The organism is Ruminococcus sp. OM04-4AA, assembly GCF_003462585.1.
Classification (GTDB): Bacteria; Bacillota; Clostridia; order Lachnospirales; family Lachnospiraceae; genus Mediterraneibacter; species Mediterraneibacter faecis.
This window is the reverse complement of sequence record NZ_QTZH01000002.1, coordinates 150,918-169,066: the sequence shown is the minus strand read 5'-3', so window position 1 is coordinate 169,066 and position 18,149 is coordinate 150,918. Positions and strand designations below refer to the sequence as shown.

Genomic DNA, 18,149 nt, shown 5'->3' with positions numbered 1-18,149 from the left:
GTGATAACTTATTATGTTTTTACTATACTCCTTAAGGAGTATATTTTCAACTTTTTAAATGTTATGCCAGTTCAAAGAAAAAAAATTAATTTTTTTATAAATAAAAATACAGTTCCTGTAAAAAGTCTCACCTTCCTACAAGAACTGTATCTCTCAACATCATTTTATCTTATTTTTTACAATGTCACGATTTCTCCATCTTCATCCCAAAGATCATGCCAGTCTTTTGCTCCATGCCACAAGAACACCTGTCCTTTTACAAGGCGGTTTCCTTTTTCGAGTGTTGCAATCTTCGCCATCTCTTCTTCTGTCAGCGGATCTTCTGTCATTGCTTTTAAGTTGCTTACATAATTGTGAAGTGAAAACGGGATTGCGATCTCGCCTCTCTGTCTTGCCCATTTCAGTGCAATGATCGCCGGGTGGCAGTTATGAGCCTTCGCAATCTCCTGCATAACCGGGGTCTGCAGATCTGCTACATCTTCCGGACACATGTCTCTCTCCGGTCTCATCGGAGAACCGATTGGCATATACCCTACCGGTTGGATATCGTGTGCTACGAGGTAATCGTAAAGTTCCTGTTGCTGGAAGCAAGGATGGATCTCAAGCTCACAGGCAACCGGTTTGATCTTCATCAATGGAAGTACTGCTTCGAGTTTCGGAATTGTCATATTGGAGATTCCGATGAATCTTGTCAGTCCGTCTTCGACGAGTTTTTCACACTGTCTGTATGTATTCATGAATTCTTCCACACTGAATGGTTTAGAATCCGGATTTCTTGACTCTACATCGCATTTTGGTGCATGGTAATTCGGGAATGGCCAGTGAATATAATACATATCCACATAATCACACTGGAGATCTGCGATACTTTTCTTGCAAGCTTCTTCGACATGTTCGTGCATATCGTTCCATACTTTTGTCATAATAAAGAGATCTTTACGTTCTACGATTCCCTCATCAAATGCATTTTTAAATACTTTACCGATCTCCGGTTCATTTCCGTAGCATGCGGCACAATCAAACATGCGGTATCCGCTTTTGATTGCTCCGTCTACTGCTTCAGCAATCTGATCTGCTGTAAATCTGTCGGAACCAAAGGTTCCCATTCCGATACATGGTGCTTCATCACCTGTGTAGAATTTTACTTTTGGCACATCTGCCGGATTAATAAATTCACCCATGATAACTCTCCTTTTCAATTTCCACCTGTGGATAAATCTTTTCCATATCTTCTTTTACAAAGAAGCCTGTTTCTTCTCTAAGTGCTGCTGCCGCTGAGATCGCACTTGCTTTCTTCAATGTCTCTTCAACCGAAAGTCCTTCGCTAAGTCCAAGAGCGAACCCGGCGATCATGGAATCTCCGCATCCTACTGTGTTTACCGCATCGATCTTCGGCACGCGTGCGCGAAAGATTCCGTCGTCACATACGACAAAGGAACCGTCTCCACCGAGTGACACTGCTACGATCTCGACTCCATCTGCATGAATCTGTTTTGCCGCGTCTACCATATCCTGGAAGTTGTCGCAGCTTTTTCCTGTCAACATACGGATCTCATCAATATTGGGCTTGATCATCGTCGGCTTTGCCTCGATTCCCATCTCAAGCAGTTTTCCACTTGTATCAAGGATGACTTTCTTTCCTGCTTCTTTGCAGATTCTTACAAGACGCTGATAAGCTGTTCCGTCAAGTCCTTTTGGAACACTTCCTGACATAGCAACAACATCTGCTTTCTTCACCAGTTCTGTGAAATGTTTTTCGAATCCCTCAAATTCTTCCTCAGATACCGTGAATCCCGGCTCAAGAAATTCTGTCTGCACGTGATTAACTTCATCCCATATGTTGATACAGGATCGGCTCTCTTCTTCCAGATGATAGAATTCACTCTTGATTCCAAATGGTTTCAGCGCGTCTTCGATATAATTTCCTGCATGACCTCCGACAAATCCTGTTGCGACCACTTCCGCTCCTGCGATAGATGCCGGCTTGGATACATTTAATCCTTTTCCACCTGGCGTATACGCACATTCTTTCACACGGTTGACTTCACCGACCTGATAGCCTTCCACAACATATCTTTTGTCGATTGCTGCATTTAATGTTACTGTAAGTATCATATTCGGTACAGAGCTTTGACAGATCAAAGCTCTTGTCCCCCTCTCTGATTAATCTTCGTTTACAAGCATTACTTTTCCCTGTACAAGTCCCGGTGTCTTAAACATCTGGAATGCTTCCTGTGCCTGACTCATCGGAACCATTTTGTAAATAAATCCTTTGTCGAATTTCAGCTGTCCTGTTGCAAAGTAATGTGCTGTCAGCTCCCACTCTTTGCCCGGGAACGGTGCGCTGTAGGACATCCAGGATCCTGTCAGTTTGAACTCTTTACGATTCATGTTCTCCCACATTGCCGGTGTGAACTCAAGATTCACATGTGGTGTTCCGATAAAGCATACATGGGATTTGTTTCCTGCAAGCTCAAAGGCCATATGCATGGTCGGAACCTGTCCGGCTGTCTCGAATACAAATCCATATCCTTTGCCGCCTGTGATCGCCATTGCCTCTTCCATGAAATTCCCTTTCGTTGTGTTGACAACTTCGTCAGCTCCAAGACGTTTCGCAAGTTCAAGTCTCTCATCACTGATGTCGAAAACTACAACTTTCTTGGATCCGAAGATCTTGCACCACTGCATTGTGAACATTCCGATCGTTCCGCCGCCGAGTACTGCAACATACTGTCCGCCCTGATAATCATTTTGGAACACTCCGTGGATCGCTACAGTTGCAGGCTCAAACATGGCCGCCTGTTCATACGGAATGCCTGGATCATATACAACTGCATTTTGCTCTGGGATAACTACATAATCGGCATTGGATCCCTGCTCTCTGGAACCAATAAAGCTGTAATGTTTGCACAGAGAAAAGTTTCCGTTCTGACAGTCATCACATTTCATACATGGTTTCAACGGTGCACCGGATACGTGATCTCCAACCTTAACCTTTGTTACACCTTCACCTACTTCTACAACATCTCCTGAGAACTCATGTCCAAGTACGATTGGATAGAAATGAACTCCGTTATGAAGTACTCGTGGAATATCAGATCCGCAGATACCGGAACATTTTACTTTGACCTTAACTTCGCCCGGTCCCGGTGTCGGTTCTTCGTAATCAAGATACTGTACGTCTTCGTTGGCGCATACAACTGCTGCTTTCATTTTCAAGATCCTCCTTTTTGATCTTTTGTTAATTTTTCTTATTCATGGTTTTTCGCCATAGTGTCCTTTAATTGTTTATAAAGCTCTATATATGTTTCGTAATTTCTATCATAAACTTTTCTGTTTTCATTATTCGGTTCGTGGGAACGCTTCTCTTCAACAGTAAGCTTCACCGCCTCGTCAAAGTCTTTGTACATTCCGATTCCGACTCCGGCAAGGATCACTGCACCGAGTGTTGTTGCTGTGTCAGAGGATGGAACAACAATTGGTTTTCCTGTGATGTCAGACTTGATCTGTGTCCACAACAAGGAGTTTGCTGATCCGCCCATCGCACGCAGGACTTCTACTTTCGCTCCGGCTTCTTCCGCAACATCAAGGTTATGCTTCAATGCATATGCTGTTCCTTCCATTGCCGCACGGATGAAGTGTCCTTTTGTCTTACTGAAATCTAATCCGTAGTAGACACCTTTTGCGTTTGGGTCCCAGATTGGAGTTCTCTCACCGGACATATATGGGAGGAAGATCACTCCGTCACTTCCCGGTGCTACTGCTGCCGCCTCTTCATTAAATAAATCCAGTGAGCTTTTTCCCTGACGTTTTCCTTCTTCTCTTTCGTAAGCTCCGAACTCCCGTTCAAGCCAGCGCATCACTCCGCCGCCTCCGGTTGTTCCGCCTTGTAAGAGCCAGCAATCCGGCACGACATGAAATCCAAGGATCAACCGCTCATCGGCACGATACTGGTCGGTACAGATACTCATTCCACCTGCCTGTCCACCTTGTTCCTGTGTCTCTCCGCTGTGGATCACTCCTGCGCCGAGAGTTCCACATGCTGCATCGAGTCCTCCGGCCACGACCGGTGTTCCTTCCGCCAGTCCGCTTTCTTTCGCAGCTTTCTCATTTACCTCACCGATCACTTCATGACAGGCATGAATTTCCGGCAATAGCTCAGAAGAAAATCCAAATTTCTGACACATCTCTTCCTTCCAGGTTCCTGTTCTCATATCGAAACAGTGAAGGCCATATCCCTGAGAAAGATCCTGTGTCATCACACCGGTCAGTTTGTATGCAATATAACTGTTGGATTGAAGGATCTTATAAGTCTTTGCATAGACTTCCGGCAGGTTTCTCTGATACCAGATAATCTTTGCAGTTGTATAAGACGGCTGCAAAGAGTTGCCGCAAAGCTCGAAGATCTTGTCTTTCCCAATCTTTTCATTGAATTCTTCACAGATATCTGTGGCTCTTGTGTCCATCCAGATTGGGGTATTCGTAAGTACATTTCCGTCTTTATCTACTGCGATTGCAGACCAGCTCTGCCCATCGATCCCGATTCCTTTGATCTCTTCCGGGGAAATATTTCCCTTTGCGAGCACCTTTGGGATTGCATCGCAAACTGCTTCCCACCATTCTTCCGGATTCTGTTCTGCCCATCCAGGATATGGGTAATAGACCTGATAATCACCGGTTCCGGTTGCCCTGACGGTTCCGTCTTTTGCAAAGACTGCAATCTTGCAGGCACTGGTTCCGATATCTATTCCTAATAAATATTCTCCCATGGTCTCCTCCTCTTTATGAAATATCCGCCACTGATTCTCCTTCTACGAATCCGGTTTTCAGCCAGATTGTCTCTGTTGTTTCTGTTTTGTCTGATGTTTTATCTGATGTTTCATCCTTATCTTCGAGACGGCTCAATAACAGATTCGCTGCCGCTTGCCCAATCTGTTCCGTTGGCTGTGTCACGATTGACAGTCTTGGTACTACAGCTCTTGCAAAATCCACATTATCGAATCCAATCACAGACAACTGTTTTGGAACTTTAATTCCAAGATCATTGATCTCCATCATTGCTCCGACTGTCATCTCGTAGTTGGAGATAAATACTGCTGTCATATCCGGATTGTCTTCATAAAGCTTGCGCATTGCTTTCGCTCCTCCGGCAATCGTGTAGTTACCATCTGCCAGAAGTTTTGTATCTTTTCTATCTGTTTTGTCTTTTAAATCTGATTGTTGTTCTGATTGAGCTTTTGATGATTCCTGCAGCGCAAGCTCATATCCTCGTTGACGTTCTCTGGCTGTATATACATTATCCGGTCCTGTGATCATACCAATCTTCTTATGGCCTTTTTTCATCAGCTGTTTCACTGCGTTCTGCGCAGCTCCTTCATTATCTACAAGAACGCAGTCACAATCTCCGTTCTCCATCCTTCGGTCGATCAATACAACCGGTCTTCCGGATTTTCTAAATCTATCAAATACTTTCTTCTCTGCTCCGGTTGGCATCATGATCAAGCCATCCACTCTTCTGTGAAGAAGGAATTCTGCCGCCTCTTCTTCTCGCTTCACATCGGATCTGCAGTCACAGATCATCGTCGCATATCCATGACTTCTTAATAAATCTTCCGCTGCTGTAATGATCTCTGAAAAGAAAATGTTGTTTAACTCGGGCAAGATGATTCCGATGGTCTTCGTTCGGTTTGTCTTTAATCCTCTTGCAACTTCATTTACCTCAAAATGAAGCTTCTCAATTGCCTCTTCAATCTTGATTCTATTTTTCTCACGCACATTTCCTCCATTTAGATAAGAAGAAATTGTTGCAAGTCCAAGCCCTGTCTCTCGGGCAATGTCTTTCATCGTTGCACCCATAAGCTTATTTCCTTATTCTGTATCTTGTAAGCTATTACTCATTTTATTCTGCTTTTCCATCACATCCGCACATCTTCATGCGTGCGATCACCTGTTCTTTTACGGCTTCCATCGCAACAACACCGAGTTTCTTCGGATCGAATGTCTCTGGCTTCTCTTCAAGCAGTTTCTTCACGGCATCTGTGTATGCAACACGAAGCTCAGTAGCAAAGTTGACTTTACACATTCCACGCTCTACACATTCTCTTACATCTTCTTCACTCAGTCCGGAAGCTCCATGAAGCACGAGCGGAACATCTACAACTTCTTTGATCGCGCTTACTCTTGGCTTGTCAAGAACCGGGGTTCCTACATAAAAGCCGTGCGCTGTTCCAATCGCTACTGCAAGAGAGGAAACTCCTGTGCGCTCTACAAATTCTTTCGCTTCCTGCGGATCTGTGTTCGTATCAGCATCAGCCTCAAGGTCGTCTTCCTTTCCGCCAACTTTACCAAATTCAGCTTCTACCGGAATGCCAAATGCATTTGCTACATCTACAACCTTCTTCGTCACTGCGATATTATTCTCAAAATCTTCGTGGGAACCGTCAATCATAACAGATGTGTAACCAGCTTTCATTGCCTGGACTGCAAGTTCAAAGCTATTGCCGTGATCCAGATGCAGGCATACCGGGATCTTTGTTTTCGCAGCTTCTGCTTTCACGATTCCTGCAAATGTCTCCAATGTTCCGTACTTTACAGTAGAAGGTGTTGTCTGAAGCATCACCGGTGCGTTCAGCTCCTCCGCTGCGGCGATGACTGCTTTAACCATCTCCATATTCTCTACATTGAATGCGCCTACTGCGTATCCACCCTTCTTTGCGTCTAAAAGCATCTTTTCTGATGTAACTAATGGCATCGTATCGTCCTCCTTATTTTTAAAACCGAAACGTTTCGGTTTTGCTTATGTATTTATTTTAGTGCAGGATTTACTGATTGTCAAGATATTACAAAATGAATGTAAGTATATTTTTATTAAAGCTGCAAATAATGTAAAAAAACACTTCAGGAGGTCTGATGAAATGAAAAACAGAACGAAAAAGAGATGGTTTGCTTTAATCATCCTCTTACTCTGCGCAGTTGTTATTGGTCTGTTTTATTGGAAAGGGCAGAAGAAAATGCAAAGTGATGAGGGATATCTTGTGAAATATTCGTTACCGGATAAGAAACTGGAGGTGATCGTCCATGGCATCTGAATCAACAACTCTTTATCTCAAAGCAGACAGGAATGTTGAGGTATCAAAGCAAAACATCTTGTTAGGAGACCTCCTGAATATGGAGTGTTCCGACAAGGCCATCCTGATGAAAGTAAAAACTTTGCGGATCTTGAAGATCCGGGAGGAAAAAGAACAGCGCTATGTAATTTCCGTGTTGAAAATCATTGCCTGTATTCATGAACAGTATCCCAGACTTGAGATTCAGAATCTGGGAGAAACAGATATTATTGTTACTTATGAAAATCAGAAAACACCACCGCTTCTCTGGCACATTTTAAAGGTAATACTGGTATCAGCAGTGATTTTCTTTGGATCTGCCTTCTCGATCATGGCATTCAACAATGATGTTGGGGTAACGAAGCTGTTTGGTCAGATTTATGAACTGATCATGGGAAAGAAGACAGATGGTTTTTCTGTTCTGGAAGTCACGTATTCCATAGGGCTTGCGATCGGGATTCTAATATTTTTTAATCATTTTGGTAAGAAACGCTTTACAGTAGATCCTACACCGATGGAAGTACAGATGCGTCTTTATGAAAATGATATCCAGACAACTTTAGTAGAAAATGCCACACGACAAAAGAAAGAACTGGAGGTTGGAAAATGAACTTGTTGCAGATAATTTTCCTGGCATTGCTTGGTTTAAGTGCCGGAATGGTAGTAGCTGGCGGTGTCTTTTCTTTCATTGTGGAACTTGGTGTGATCTCAGATTTTGCAGATCGTACCCATACCGGCAATCATATTTTAATTTATGAAGATATGGTAGCAGCCGGTGCAATCCTTGGAAACCTGTTTCAGATTTTTGAAGTTAATCTTCCTGGAAGAATGATATTTCTTGCAATTTATGGACTTTTCGGAGGGATTTTTGTTGGTTGCTGGGCAATGGCACTTGCAGAAATATTGAATGTATTTCCCATTTTTATGAGACGGGCAAGGATTGTCCGGTATCTCGCAGTGTTTGTGGTAATGGTTGCATTAGGGAAAGGAATCGGAGCAGGATTGTTTTTTTGGAAGAGATGGTAAACTCTACCGCTTCATTTCTTTCCGCATCCGCTCCAGCACCTTTTTTTCTGTCCTTGACACCTGCACCTGAGACATTCCCATTTTCTTTCCTATCTCAGCCTGCGTCTTTCCTGCAAAATATCTCAGATAAATGATCGTCCGTTCCTTCGCTTCAAGTGTTTCCAGTACTTCTTTTAATACAATCCGGTCAAGCACCTTTTCTTCCTGTCTGTCTTTTTCTTCCAGCTTATCCATCAGAAGAATCTCGCTTCCCTCCTTCTGATGGATCGGCTTATATATGGATTCTACCTCCACTGACGACTCCATTGCCTGGACGATCTCCTCACAATCTATCTGAAGCTCTTCTGATAATTCTTTCAATGTCGGTTCTCTCCCGAGTATCCTGGTCATCTTTTCTCTCGCCTGCAGACTCTTATAGGACAGCTCTCTCAATGAACGACTGACTTTTATCATTCCGTCATCTCTCAAAAAACGTCGGATTTCTCCGGATATCATTGGAACAGCATAGGTTGAAAACTGTACTTCATAAGAAAGATCAAATTTATCAATTGCCTTAAGCAGTCCAATGCTTCCAATCTGAAACAAGTCTTCCGGTTCTGCACCTCTTCCGTAAAATCGCTTTACTACGCACCAGATAAGACCTATATTTTTCTCGACAAGTTCTTCTCTCGCTTTTTTATCTCCGTCATGTGACTTTCTGATTAAAGCGATTGTGTCGTCCATATTCTGCTCCCTTTACCTATTGTCTTAGTCATTTTTACACTGGTTCCTTCCCCTACCTTGGACTCTACTTCCACACTATCCATAAATGCTTCCATAAAAGAAAATCCCATTCCTGACCGATCATCCTCCGGTTTTGTTGTAAACATCGGTTCCATTGCTTTTTCTACATTTGCAATACCTTTCCCACGGTCCGATATTTCTACTGTAAAAAGCTGGTTTTCTATACTACAGTGTATCCTTACTGTCTCTACTCGCTGTTCATATCCGTGGATAATCGCATTCGTTACAGCTTCTGACACTGCAGTCTTCACATCTGCCACTTCTTCCACCGTTGGATTAAGTTGTGTCAAAAAGGATGCTACTGATACTCTGGCAAATCCCTCATTTTCTGATCTGCTGTCAAAACGGATCTCCATCTCATTATTCTGTGTATTACTCGCCTCCATCAATCTTCCCCCTCATAAATCTGCATAATCTTTGTTGCTCCTGAAAATGTAAGAATCTTCCGGATTCTTTCGTTCGTATGTACCGCCCAGACTTCTCCTCCGATCAGACTAACGGTCTTATACCTCCCCATAATGATTCCAATTCCTGAACTATCCATAAAATCTGTCCTGTCAAAGTCAAAGATCACATATCTGATATGATTTCTGCTGATCACTGCATCCGCTTCTTTCCTGATTTCATCTGCATTATGATGGTCTACCTCTCTTGGAAGATAGATCGTCAGACAATTTTCCTGTACCTGATATCTCATATATTTTCATGCCTCCTGCTTTTCTCATTTTCCATTTAATTACCTGAATCCGTACGCTAAAAAAGGATATGCTTCTTCGCATATCCTTTTCCTTCGTAATCTTATTCGTTATCCTCTGTATTGTCAGAATTATCGGAATTTCCATTATCCTGAGAATTATCATAGCTATTGGAGTTATCAGAATTTTCTGAGTCCTCTGATACTGAACTACTATCTGAACTTGTATCTGCACTGGCATCTCCATTCAGAATTGCAAGCTGCTTTTTCGCATCCTCAATATATCTGGAATTATTATAAGTATCTACCATCTTCTGATACCAGGTCTTTGCATTCTCTGTATCACCTTTTCCCTGATAAGCCTGTGCCAGACGATAAATAGCCTGTCCATCATTATAACTTTCGTCCATCTTCACAACCTTCGTCAGGTACTCAATCGCCTGATCATAGTCCTCTGATTCCAGTGAATCTACACCGGCTGCATATCTTCTCTTGCATGCTGTTGGGAAAATAGAATCAGAAAGTGTATCATACATCTCTTTTCCACTGTCTCCAAGAGAATCTCTTGTAATCTCAAGCAGCGCGTCTGCCATATCCGTATAACTATATTTTCCGGAACGGCTCTGACTTGAAACCTGAAGCAGTTTCTCATAGCTGTCAGATGTTGCCTTTGCCTGATCAACTGCTTTCTGTGCCTCGTCTCCGGCTGTTCGATACTGATCCAGTGTTCTTGTCTGGGCACTCACCTGTGCTTCCAGTGTGTTGATCTGTTCACTGTATGCACGCATCTGATTATTCAACTTCTCCGAGCGGTTCTGATTCACCGCCGGAGCAACAAGAAACCAGATCAAAGCAGCACCAAGAACCATTCCGATCAATATATTGGCAAATGCAAGCTGCTGTGCCATGTCCCGGATCTTAGAACGTTTTGGCTGAATGATCGTCTCATTTCCAAGACTATATTCTACTGCTGCACTTTTTGGTTTCCGGAAACTTCTCTCTGCATCCTTCCCGTGTCTGCCACGCTGTTTTGTGACTTCTCTTAGATAGGTCAGTGTCAGTTCATTTGTTGTATCTAATTTCTTTGCTTCTATAAGAATCTGTCTTGCCTTTGTATTCTGATTCATCTGTATATAGATCAGAGCCAGAAGCTGATACGCCTTCAAAAATGTCGGATGAGACGCGATCACCTGTTTCAACTGGATGATCGCAAGATCTTCCCCGTTCTGCTGACAGTAAACCAGACACTGGTTAAACTTCTTAATCGCCTGATTCAGTGATTCTAGTTCATTCGCTGAATTCTGTACTTTTTTAATATAATAATCCGCAATATTATCTCTTGGGCACAGATTCTTACTGATGATCCACTCCACAAGAGCTTCTGAAACTTCCCCTATGCCATAATACACAAGACCTAAAAGATTCCGCGCCGCAATATTCTCCCTATTATACTGCAGGCTCTGCTGCAAGGAAACAATTGCCCCGGACATATCTCTCACCTGGGCTTTGCGCAGTCCATCATTGTACCAGGAATTTGACTGATACATGATCTTCTTTGTGTAATCCATTTATACCCACCACTATCTTTCTATCTTCTCACCGTTTTTTCTTTCTTTGCCATAACCTCTTTTACGATGTCCTGCATATCTGTCAGATCTTCCTTGTAAACAGCTTCCTCAATCTGGTCCACCTCGAGACTTGGCTTGAATTTTCTAAGTTCTTCTTCATAATTAAGCATCTGCAATCAAACCTCCCCACATCCGCTTAAAGATTCCTGTATGATCTCTTTGATCATTCCTGTCAGGTAAAGAGAACCGAGACAATATACCGTTCTTCTCCCCTGAATCCGCAATACATACTGCATTGCCTCTTTGACAGATTCAATCACAGTCACCGGCTGTTCTGTATATTTCCGGAACAGTTCACCTAGAATGTGTGCGTCTGTCGCACGATCACCATCGATCAATGTTACTACATATTCTTCCGCATCAGCATGTTTGCATAGATACGAAATCATTTCTTCATATTCTTTATCTTTTACCGCCGAAAATAAAATAATATTTCCATCTGGATTCTTCGGCACACTTCTTACAAATGCCTGAATAGCACTCACATTATGCGCTCCGTCAACGTATACTTTTGGAAGAATCTCTTCCATTCTTCCTGCCCATTTCACCCTGGCAAGTGCTATTCTCCACTCTTGTGGATGACCGTTTTCTTTGAAAAGATAACGCATCACTTCCATCGCAAGCAGTGCATTCCCCGGCTGATAGGTTCCAATATTATTTAATTTCCACGTGGTAGTTCCATAATAAGCACTTGCGCAGGAAAATGCAATATGTTTATCTTCAATTCCGAGAATTTCGTACGCATCTTTCCCTATTTTTTTACAGAAACAGCCTTCTTTTTCTGCTGTTTTTTCAATTACAGAGTCACTTCCCGGTGCTGTCTGTGCAAAAAACACCGGAACTTCCGGCCGGATGATTCCTGCTTTCTCTCCCGCAATCTGTTCCACTGTATCACCAAGATATTCCATATGATCCAGACCGATCGATGTGATCACGCAGGCGACCGGTTCTACAGAACTTGTTGCATCCAGCCGACCTCCAAGTCCTGTCTCAAGGACAATGTATTCCATTCCTGCTCTGTCATAAGCTTTCATCGCCATTGCAAATAAAAATTCGAAAAATGTCGGATGCTCCAATCCTGCATCCTGCATCCTGCGGACAGCCTGCATAGTCTCTTCAAATACTTCGCAGAAATCCTCATCACTGATCTGCTTTCCGTTCAGAACGATCCGTTCATTCATTTTCACCAGATGCGGTGAAGTAAACAATCCGGTGCTTTTTCCTTCTGCCCGGAGCATCGCATCTAGATAAGCGCATACAGAACCTTTTCCATTCGTTCCCGCTACATGAATGATCTTCTTTCCATTCTGTGGATTTCCCAAAAACAGAAGCATCTCTCTGGTATGATCCAGAGAGTGCTTTCTTGTAAATCTTGGAATTTCTTCTATATAGGTTACGATTTCCTTATAGGTCATTTTTTCTTTTCTTCCTTTTGTTCTACAAAGGCCTGTCTTCCATTCTCAACATCCGTATCCTGGTCTGTCACTTCTACAAGCTGGCCTCCTGTATATTCATAAGTCTTCGATGTACGGAAGATTGTATTGCTTGAACCGCACTGTGCAACCATGATCTGATCGCCATCTTTGATTTCTGACTCTTTCAGATCCAATCTTGTATTGTTCAGGAATTTTGTTGTCTGCTTCTCTCCGTTGATATAAACCTTACTTTGTTTTGTAAAGTTCTCTCCGTAAATGCTATAAGTTCCTTTCAGCTGCTCCACAACACTGGTGATCGTCGCATCCTTTACCCCCATGACCATATGTCCTTCTGTGATCGGAGCTCCACTGTCCTTGTATACATACTGTTTTCCGTACATGATATCATACTGGAGTAATTCCAGATCAGCAAGATAATTCTTTGTCTGTCTTCTCTGCTGATGGTAATTGAAAATAGTTCCTGTATGAATATCCAAACGATCAAAGACATCTGCCATAATCTGGTAAGCAGCGATATTCCCGTCTTTCTTTTCCAGTCCAATGTTGTCCCAGATAACATAATTCGTATTGTACAGATATTTTCCTTTCAGATCTTTCGCTTCCAGACCAAGTGTCGGGAGATGGTCTCCGTAGAATACGAGCACTGTCGGTTCCCCTCTCTGCTCGATTGCATCAATCAGCTGTCCGACGAACTTGTCCATCTCATGAACTTCATTTACATAGTACTCCCATGCATTTCTCTTACCTTCATCTTCCACTCCGGTCACTTTGATCTCTGGATTTTCCAAGGTTGGCTCTGTCGGATAATCTCCATGTCCCTGCACACTGATTGTACATACAAAATCTGTTCCGTCTGTTGTATCCAGAGACTCCATGATGTTCGGAACAAGAATATCGTCTGTCGCCCATCCCTTCGGCGTCGTCTTTAAGATATTCATAAATTCCTTACTTGTATAATGGTCAAATCCCATGTTGTTGTATACTTTGGCACGACTGTAGAAATTACCGCCGTTGTTGTGAAGTGCTTCTGCACCATACCCAAGAGATGCAAGTGCACTCGCCGCACTCTCAAGAGGTGTCGTCTTCACATAAGTCTTGTATGGATACTCTCCCGGTCCGAAGAAACGCATATTCATTCCGGTAAGCACCTCGAACTCTGTATTCGCTGTACCTGCTCCAACAGATGGAACTTTAAAATATCCGGAAGAATAGTCAGCATAAAGCTTTCTGAGATTTGGGATCGGATCCTCGGAAAATCTCAGCCATTCTACCTCTGTCGGATCGAAATAAGATTCCAGCTGGACAAACATGATATTCGGCAGCTCCTCTTTCGAACGGCTTGTCTCACTCACGTTAAGGCATCCATCCTTGTTGATCTCCGCCATCGTCTCTTCGCTGTAACCGGCCGCTGATTGATTCCTGTATTAAATAAACTTGCTGCGAAACAATATGGGAATCCATAGTCTTCGTAAGCAAATGCGATATTTCCAAAATAATTTGAGATCACTCTCTTGTCGATTGCAACATCAGTAAGCCCTACATAGGCAAATCCGGATGCCACAACAGCGATCACTGCAATAATGCGGTGCATCTTTCCAGTATACTGCCCACCGCGGCGCCACATGGAAATCACCCACAAAACAACAGCTGCGATTCCAATGGTAAGCATCACGATCTCAAAGCCATTAAAATAATTGCTTGTCAGTTCCAAGGCATCTGACAGAACTTTCAAGTCCTGTGCATTGAACGGTGTCACTCGCTTCAGGAGCAGATACCCGTTACATGCTCCCAAAAACAGCCAGAATACACTGAGAAGAATTCTGACAAACACTCGTCTGCGGAACAGATAAACAATCATAAATGTTGCGAAAATTAAAAATGCGTTAAACAGAAACACGAGCGGTGTTCCTGTCATGTAGCTCCATGCTTCAAAAAAGGAATGCCTTGAGATCATCTCAATCAAAAAATTTAAAACACAGGCCAGCAGATAATGAAGGACAAGTGAAAATCTGTTCATCCACTTATAAACCGGCTGCATCTTTTTCGCAAATTTACTGTTTCTTCTCTGTTCCAGGATTCTCTGGCGTCTTGCTTTTTTCTCCTGATAGTGTCTCTTGATATCTTCCGGTTTCAGATTTTTGACCTTTGTAAAAAATCCTTTGATATCTGGTTTTTTAATATGAATCCGCTTCATCTATAACCTCTTTCTTATAGGCAAAATGCACGGCATGGGATCTTAGCTCCTTTCTGCCGTGCGACTTTTTGCCGTCTAATACCTGATACTGTGTCTAAACTGCTGTTTACAGTTTCCTGCTTTTTTGCAGCTTTTCTCCCCCCACAGTTATCTGAGACTATCGATTCTCTCTTTTACCTGCTCAAGCATCTTTGTATATTTCTCAAGTTTATCACGCTCAGCCTGAACTTTATCTGCAGGTGCTTTGCTTGTGAATCTTTCATTTGCAAGCATTCCCTGTGCTCTCTTTATCTCGCTGTTGAGTCTCTCTTCCTCTTTCTTCAGTCTTTCTCTCTCCTGCTCGAAGTCTACAAGGTCTTCCAGCGGCAGGTAAACTGTTGCTCCCGGAACAACGATAGATACTGCATCATCAGCAACATCTTTCTTCTCATAGTGAAGAATAATATCGTTTGCCAGCATCAACGGTTTTACAGATTCCTTGAATACTTCAAGTGCTGTAAGCAGTTTGGAATCACTGCTGATGATGTAAACTTTTGTACGTTTGTTATTCGGAACATTCATCTCAGCACGCATATTTCTGATTCCGCGTGTGATTGCTTTTACATGCTTCATAACTTCTGTAGCATATGGGAACTCCCAATCCTCTCTGTATACCGGCCAGCTTGACATCATCAGTGACTCTTCCTCCGGTACAAGTGCTCCATAAATCTCTTCTGTGATAAATGGCATAAATGGATGAAGAAGCTTCAGTGCCTGTCCAAGTACTGTCTTAAGTACCCACAGAGCACAGTTTGCGGACTGTGAATCTTCCTCCGCATGGTAGATACGATATTTTGCGATCTCTACATACCAGTCACAGAACTCATCCCAAATAAAGTCATGAACTTTCTGAACTGCGATACCGAGTTCGAACTTATCCATGTTCTCTGTCATTTCTTTTGTCAGGCTGTTTACCTTGGAAAGGATCCATCTATCTGCTGGTTTCAGCAGGAAGTCTTCCGGTTCTTCTACAACGTTCTTCTCCATGTTCATCATGATAAATCTTGATGCATTCCATACTTTGTTTGCAAAATTACGGCTTGCCTCAACACGCTCGTTGTAAAAGCGCATATCGTTACCAGGTGCATTTCCTGTGATCAGTGTCAATCTCAGGGCATCTGCACCGTACTTGTCGATGATCTCAAGCGGATCGATACCATTTCCAAGAGACTTACTCATCTTACGTCCCTGAGAGTCTCTTACAAGACCGTGGATCAGTACTGTGTTAAACGGAGCTTTTCCTGTATGCTCATATCCTGAGAATACCATACGGATTACCCAGAAGAAGATGATATCATATCCAGTTACAAGAACGTCTGTCGGATAGAAGTAGTCAAGATCTTCTGTCTTCTCCGGCCATCCAAGTGTGGAGAACGGCCACAACGCGGAAGAGAACCATGTATCAAGTGTATCTTCATCCTGTGTGAAATGTGTACATCCACAGTGTGGGCATTTCTCCGGTGCTTCTTTCGCAACTACAAATTCACCGCACTCATCACAGTAATAAGCCGGAATTCTGTGTCCCCACCATATCTGACGGGAGATACACCAGTCTTTGATATTCTCAAGCCAGTGAAGGTAAATCTTGTCAAAACGCTCCGGTACGAAACGAAGTTCACCAGTCTTCAGTGCGTTGATCGCCGGTTTTGCAAGCTCATCCATCTTTACAAACCACTGCTGTTTGATCAGCGGCTCAACGGTTGTACCACAACGATCATGTGTTCCTACTGCATGCATGTGCGGAACAACCTTTACAAGGTATCCCTGCTCATCAAGATCTGCTACGATTGCCTTTCTGGCCTCGTAACGATCCATTCCTGCGTATTTTCCACCCTTCTCGTTAATTGTCGCATCATCGTTCATGATGTTGATCTCCGGAAGGTTGTGACGCTTTCCTACCTCGAAGTCGTTCGGGTCATGTGCCGGTGTGATCTTAACAGCACCTGTTCCGAATTCTTTGTCTACATAATAATCCGCAACGATCGGGATCTCACGGTTTACAAGTGGAAGGATTGCCATCTTTCCTACGATATCTTTGTATCTCTCATCATCCGGGTGAACAGCAATTGCTGTATCTCCAAGTAATGTCTCCGGACGTGTTGTTGCGATTTCAAGGAAACGGTCTGTTCCGGCGATCGGGTACTTGATGTGCCAGAAGTTTCCGTCCTGATCCTCATGCTCTACCTCTGCGTCTGACAGAGATGTCTTACATTTCGGACACCAGTTGATGATTCTGGATCCTTTATAAATATATCCCTTGTTGTATAAGTTGATGAATACTTCTTCTACAGCTTTGGAACATCCCTCGTCCATTGTGAAACGCTCTCTGTCCCAGTCACAGGAAATACCAAGCTTCTTCAGCTGATTCTCGATTGTTCCTGCGTACTCTTCTTTCCACTGCCAGGTTCTCTCAAGGAATCCCTCACGTCCGAGTTCTTTCTTGTCGATTCCCTCTTCTTTGAGCTGATTTGTAACCTTAACCTCTGTAGAGATTGCTGCATGGTCTGTTCCCGGGATCCACAGTGCGTTATATCCTTCCATTCTCTTGTAACGGATCAGAATATCCTGCAGTGTATTGTCAAGTGCATGTCCCATATGCAGCTTTCCTGTAATATTCGGAGGCGGCATTACTGTTGTAAATGGTTTCTTACTTCTGTCTACTTCAGCATGAAAATACTTGTTCTCACACCATCTCTCATAGAGTTTCTCTTCGATCTGTTTCGGATCGTAAGTCTTTGCGAGTTCTTTGCTCATGATTGTTCTCCTTTTTCCACATATTATGTTAATTTTGTAGTTGTTTTCCACAATCTCATTGTTTTAAAAGTGGATATCTCTTTCTTCTATAACTAGAAAACGCCCTCTACTTCACGTAAAGGGCGAAAATCTCGCGGTACCACCTTATTTATATATGTAAGAACTTATTACTGTTTGTATTAACCTTGTTCTTTACATATACATCTCTTCGTTCTGTAACGTGAACGACTCCGGGAACTCCTATCCAACCTCTTCGACCTTTCAGAATTCCGACTCCGAAGCTACCTTCCATCATCCTTTTTCCAAACCGTCTCACAGCCAGATCCTCTTAGCAATCTGAACGGTTCTCTCTGTGGGAAGTAATGATGTACTCCTCTTCTTCAACACCTGTATCTTTACATAGTTGTTAAATACTTTTTAACTGTTACTACTATAGCTGTCAAAGGCTGATTTGTCAAGGGATTTCCCTTTCTTTAAGAAATCTTAAAA

General features: G+C 42.9%; 18 protein-coding genes and 1 other annotated feature. Of the genes, 3 read left to right on the top strand and 15 right to left on the bottom strand.

Annotation, left to right across the window (positions count from 1 at the left end):
- Nucleotides 1-176: 176 nt before the first annotated feature.
- From DXB52_RS01670 to DXB52_RS01645, 6 genes are read right to left on the bottom strand one after another with little or no spacing between them, the layout of a single operon-like run.
- On the bottom strand, nt 177-1,181 hold the full coding sequence (locus tag DXB52_RS01670; protein WP_015528207.1) for an aldo/keto reductase: 1,005 nt from the start codon (nt 1,179-1,181) through the stop codon (nt 177-179).
- Nucleotides 1,174-2,142 carry a 1-phosphofructokinase gene (gene pfkB / locus DXB52_RS01665; protein WP_330677887.1) on the bottom strand — a complete coding sequence of 323 codons (969 nt, stop codon included), beginning with the start codon at nt 2,140-2,142 and terminating at the stop codon, nt 1,174-1,176. Before pfkB ends, DXB52_RS01670 begins: the two co-directional genes overlap by 8 nt.
- A gap of 21 nt (nt 2,143-2,163) precedes the next feature.
- On the bottom strand, nt 2,164-3,213 hold the full coding sequence (locus DXB52_RS01660) for a galactitol-1-phosphate 5-dehydrogenase (protein WP_117960557.1): 1,050 nt from the start codon (nt 3,211-3,213) through the stop codon (nt 2,164-2,166).
- 38 nt (nt 3,214-3,251) lie between these two features.
- Complete coding sequence (gene xylB, locus DXB52_RS01655; RefSeq protein ID WP_118106351.1) at nt 3,252-4,769, bottom strand: xylulokinase; 1,518 nt, start codon at nt 4,767-4,769, stop codon at nt 3,252-3,254.
- Between the two features lie 13 nt (nt 4,770-4,782).
- The gene (locus tag DXB52_RS01650; RefSeq protein WP_118106349.1) at nt 4,783-5,856 is read right to left on the bottom strand and encodes a LacI family DNA-binding transcriptional regulator; all 1,074 of its coding nucleotides are present in this window, start codon (nt 5,854-5,856) and stop codon (nt 4,783-4,785) included.
- 43 nt (nt 5,857-5,899) lie between these two features.
- The gene (locus tag DXB52_RS01645) at nt 5,900-6,751 is read right to left on the bottom strand and encodes a class II fructose-bisphosphate aldolase (RefSeq protein WP_118106347.1); all 852 of its coding nucleotides are present in this window, start codon (nt 6,749-6,751) and stop codon (nt 5,900-5,902) included.
- A 163-nt stretch (nt 6,752-6,914) separates the two neighbouring features.
- Between DXB52_RS01645 and DXB52_RS16080 the strand changes: the two genes are divergently transcribed.
- Genes DXB52_RS16080 through DXB52_RS01635 form a run of 3 tightly spaced genes read left to right on the top strand, consistent with a single transcriptional unit; the run spans nt 6,915 to nt 8,132 of the window.
- Nucleotides 6,915-7,088 (top strand): hypothetical protein, encoded by a 174-nt coding sequence (locus DXB52_RS16080; RefSeq protein WP_181984156.1) that lies wholly within the window; start codon nt 6,915-6,917, stop codon nt 7,086-7,088.
- Nucleotides 7,078-7,716 carry a stage V sporulation protein AA gene (locus DXB52_RS01640; protein ID WP_118106345.1) on the top strand — a complete coding sequence of 213 codons (639 nt, stop codon included), beginning with the start codon at nt 7,078-7,080 and terminating at the stop codon, nt 7,714-7,716. Before DXB52_RS16080 ends, DXB52_RS01640 begins: the two co-directional genes overlap by 11 nt.
- The gene (locus DXB52_RS01635) at nt 7,713-8,132 is read left to right on the top strand and encodes a stage V sporulation protein AB (protein ID WP_117824845.1); all 420 of its coding nucleotides are present in this window, start codon (nt 7,713-7,715) and stop codon (nt 8,130-8,132) included. The genes DXB52_RS01640 and DXB52_RS01635 overlap by 4 nt, the downstream gene beginning before the upstream one ends.
- 3 nt (nt 8,133-8,135) lie before the next feature.
- Here the strand turns inward: DXB52_RS01635 and sigF are convergent, their stop codons facing one another.
- The 9 genes from sigF to DXB52_RS01600 all read right to left on the bottom strand — a co-directional run bounded on the left by sigF (nt 8,136) and on the right by DXB52_RS01600 (nt 17,660).
- The gene (sigF, locus tag DXB52_RS01630) at nt 8,136-8,855 is read right to left on the bottom strand and encodes an RNA polymerase sporulation sigma factor SigF (RefSeq protein ID WP_054751597.1); all 720 of its coding nucleotides are present in this window, start codon (nt 8,853-8,855) and stop codon (nt 8,136-8,138) included.
- Nucleotides 8,834-9,301, bottom strand: coding sequence for an anti-sigma F factor (gene spoIIAB, locus DXB52_RS01625; protein WP_117540792.1), 468 nt, complete (start codon nt 9,299-9,301; stop codon nt 8,834-8,836). Before spoIIAB ends, sigF begins: the two co-directional genes overlap by 22 nt.
- Nucleotides 9,301-9,612 carry an STAS domain-containing protein gene (locus DXB52_RS01620; protein WP_117540794.1) on the bottom strand — a complete coding sequence of 104 codons (312 nt, stop codon included), beginning with the start codon at nt 9,610-9,612 and terminating at the stop codon, nt 9,301-9,303. Before DXB52_RS01620 ends, spoIIAB begins: the two co-directional genes overlap by 1 nt.
- Before the next feature lie 101 nt (nt 9,613-9,713).
- Nucleotides 9,714-11,177: a tetratricopeptide repeat protein gene (locus tag DXB52_RS01615; RefSeq protein WP_118106343.1), complete on the bottom strand. Its 1,464-nt coding sequence runs from the start codon at nt 11,175-11,177 to the stop codon at nt 9,714-9,716.
- Between the two features lie 20 nt (nt 11,178-11,197).
- Nucleotides 11,198-11,347 carry a hypothetical protein gene (locus DXB52_RS16075; RefSeq protein ID WP_020436533.1) on the bottom strand — a complete coding sequence of 50 codons (150 nt, stop codon included), beginning with the start codon at nt 11,345-11,347 and terminating at the stop codon, nt 11,198-11,200.
- Between the two features lie 6 nt (nt 11,348-11,353).
- Nucleotides 11,354-12,652 (bottom strand): bifunctional folylpolyglutamate synthase/dihydrofolate synthase, encoded by a 1,299-nt coding sequence (locus DXB52_RS01610; protein ID WP_118106341.1) that lies wholly within the window; start codon nt 12,650-12,652, stop codon nt 11,354-11,356.
- Nucleotides 12,649-14,058: an LTA synthase family protein gene (locus DXB52_RS16495; protein WP_472519902.1), complete on the bottom strand. Its 1,410-nt coding sequence runs from the start codon at nt 14,056-14,058 to the stop codon at nt 12,649-12,651. The genes DXB52_RS01610 and DXB52_RS16495 overlap by 4 nt, the downstream gene beginning before the upstream one ends.
- Nucleotides 14,022-14,867, bottom strand: a complete 846-nt coding sequence (locus DXB52_RS16490) for a hypothetical protein (RefSeq protein ID WP_472519901.1) — start codon at nt 14,865-14,867, stop codon at nt 14,022-14,024. The genes DXB52_RS16495 and DXB52_RS16490 overlap by 37 nt, the downstream gene beginning before the upstream one ends.
- Nucleotides 14,868-15,014: 147 nt before the next feature.
- The gene (locus DXB52_RS01600; protein WP_118106339.1) at nt 15,015-17,660 is read right to left on the bottom strand and encodes a valine--tRNA ligase; all 2,646 of its coding nucleotides are present in this window, start codon (nt 17,658-17,660) and stop codon (nt 15,015-15,017) included.
- A 115-nt stretch (nt 17,661-17,775) separates the two neighbouring features.
- Nucleotides 17,776-18,053: a binding site (T-box leader), on the bottom strand.
- Between the last annotated feature and the right edge of the window lie 96 nt (nt 18,054-18,149).

Bases quoted from the DNA above. Each gene is read 5' to 3' on its own strand.
- DXB52_RS01670 (WP_015528207.1), bottom strand. From the start codon at position 1,181: ATGGGTGAATTTATTAATCCGGCAGATGTGCCAAAAGTAAAATTCTAC.
- DXB52_RS01660 (WP_117960557.1), bottom strand. From the start codon at position 3,213: ATGAAAGCAGCAGTTGTATGCGCCAACGAAGACGTACAGTATCTTGAT.
- xylB (WP_118106351.1), bottom strand. From the start codon at position 4,769: ATGGGAGAATATTTATTAGGAATAGATATCGGAACCAGTGCCTGCAAG.
- DXB52_RS01650 (WP_118106349.1), bottom strand. From the start codon at position 5,856: ATGGGTGCAACGATGAAAGACATTGCCCGAGAGACAGGGCTTGGACTT.
- DXB52_RS01645 (WP_118106347.1), bottom strand. From the start codon at position 6,751: ATGCCATTAGTTACATCAGAAAAGATGCTTTTAGACGCAAAGAAGGGT.
- DXB52_RS16080 (WP_181984156.1), top strand. From the start codon at position 6,915: ATGAAAAACAGAACGAAAAAGAGATGGTTTGCTTTAATCATCCTCTTA.
- DXB52_RS01640 (WP_118106345.1), top strand. From the start codon at position 7,078: ATGGCATCTGAATCAACAACTCTTTATCTCAAAGCAGACAGGAATGTT.
- DXB52_RS01635 (WP_117824845.1), top strand. From the start codon at position 7,713: ATGAACTTGTTGCAGATAATTTTCCTGGCATTGCTTGGTTTAAGTGCC.
- sigF (WP_054751597.1), bottom strand. From the start codon at position 8,855: ATGGACGACACAATCGCTTTAATCAGAAAGTCACATGACGGAGATAAA.
- spoIIAB (WP_117540792.1), bottom strand. From the start codon at position 9,301: ATGGAGGCGAGTAATACACAGAATAATGAGATGGAGATCCGTTTTGAC.
- DXB52_RS01620 (WP_117540794.1), bottom strand. From the start codon at position 9,612: ATGAGATATCAGGTACAGGAAAATTGTCTGACGATCTATCTTCCAAGA.
- DXB52_RS01615 (WP_118106343.1), bottom strand. From the start codon at position 11,177: ATGGATTACACAAAGAAGATCATGTATCAGTCAAATTCCTGGTACAAT.
- DXB52_RS16075 (WP_020436533.1), bottom strand. From the start codon at position 11,347: ATGCTTAATTATGAAGAAGAACTTAGAAAATTCAAGCCAAGTCTCGAG.
- DXB52_RS01610 (WP_118106341.1), bottom strand. From the start codon at position 12,652: ATGACCTATAAGGAAATCGTAACCTATATAGAAGAAATTCCAAGATTT.
- DXB52_RS16495 (WP_472519902.1), bottom strand. From the start codon at position 14,058: ATGGCGGAGATCAACAAGGATGGATGCCTTAACGTGAGTGAGACAAGC.
- DXB52_RS16490 (WP_472519901.1), bottom strand. From the start codon at position 14,867: ATGAAGCGGATTCATATTAAAAAACCAGATATCAAAGGATTTTTTACA.
- DXB52_RS01600 (WP_118106339.1), bottom strand. From the start codon at position 17,660: ATGAGCAAAGAACTCGCAAAGACTTACGATCCGAAACAGATCGAAGAG.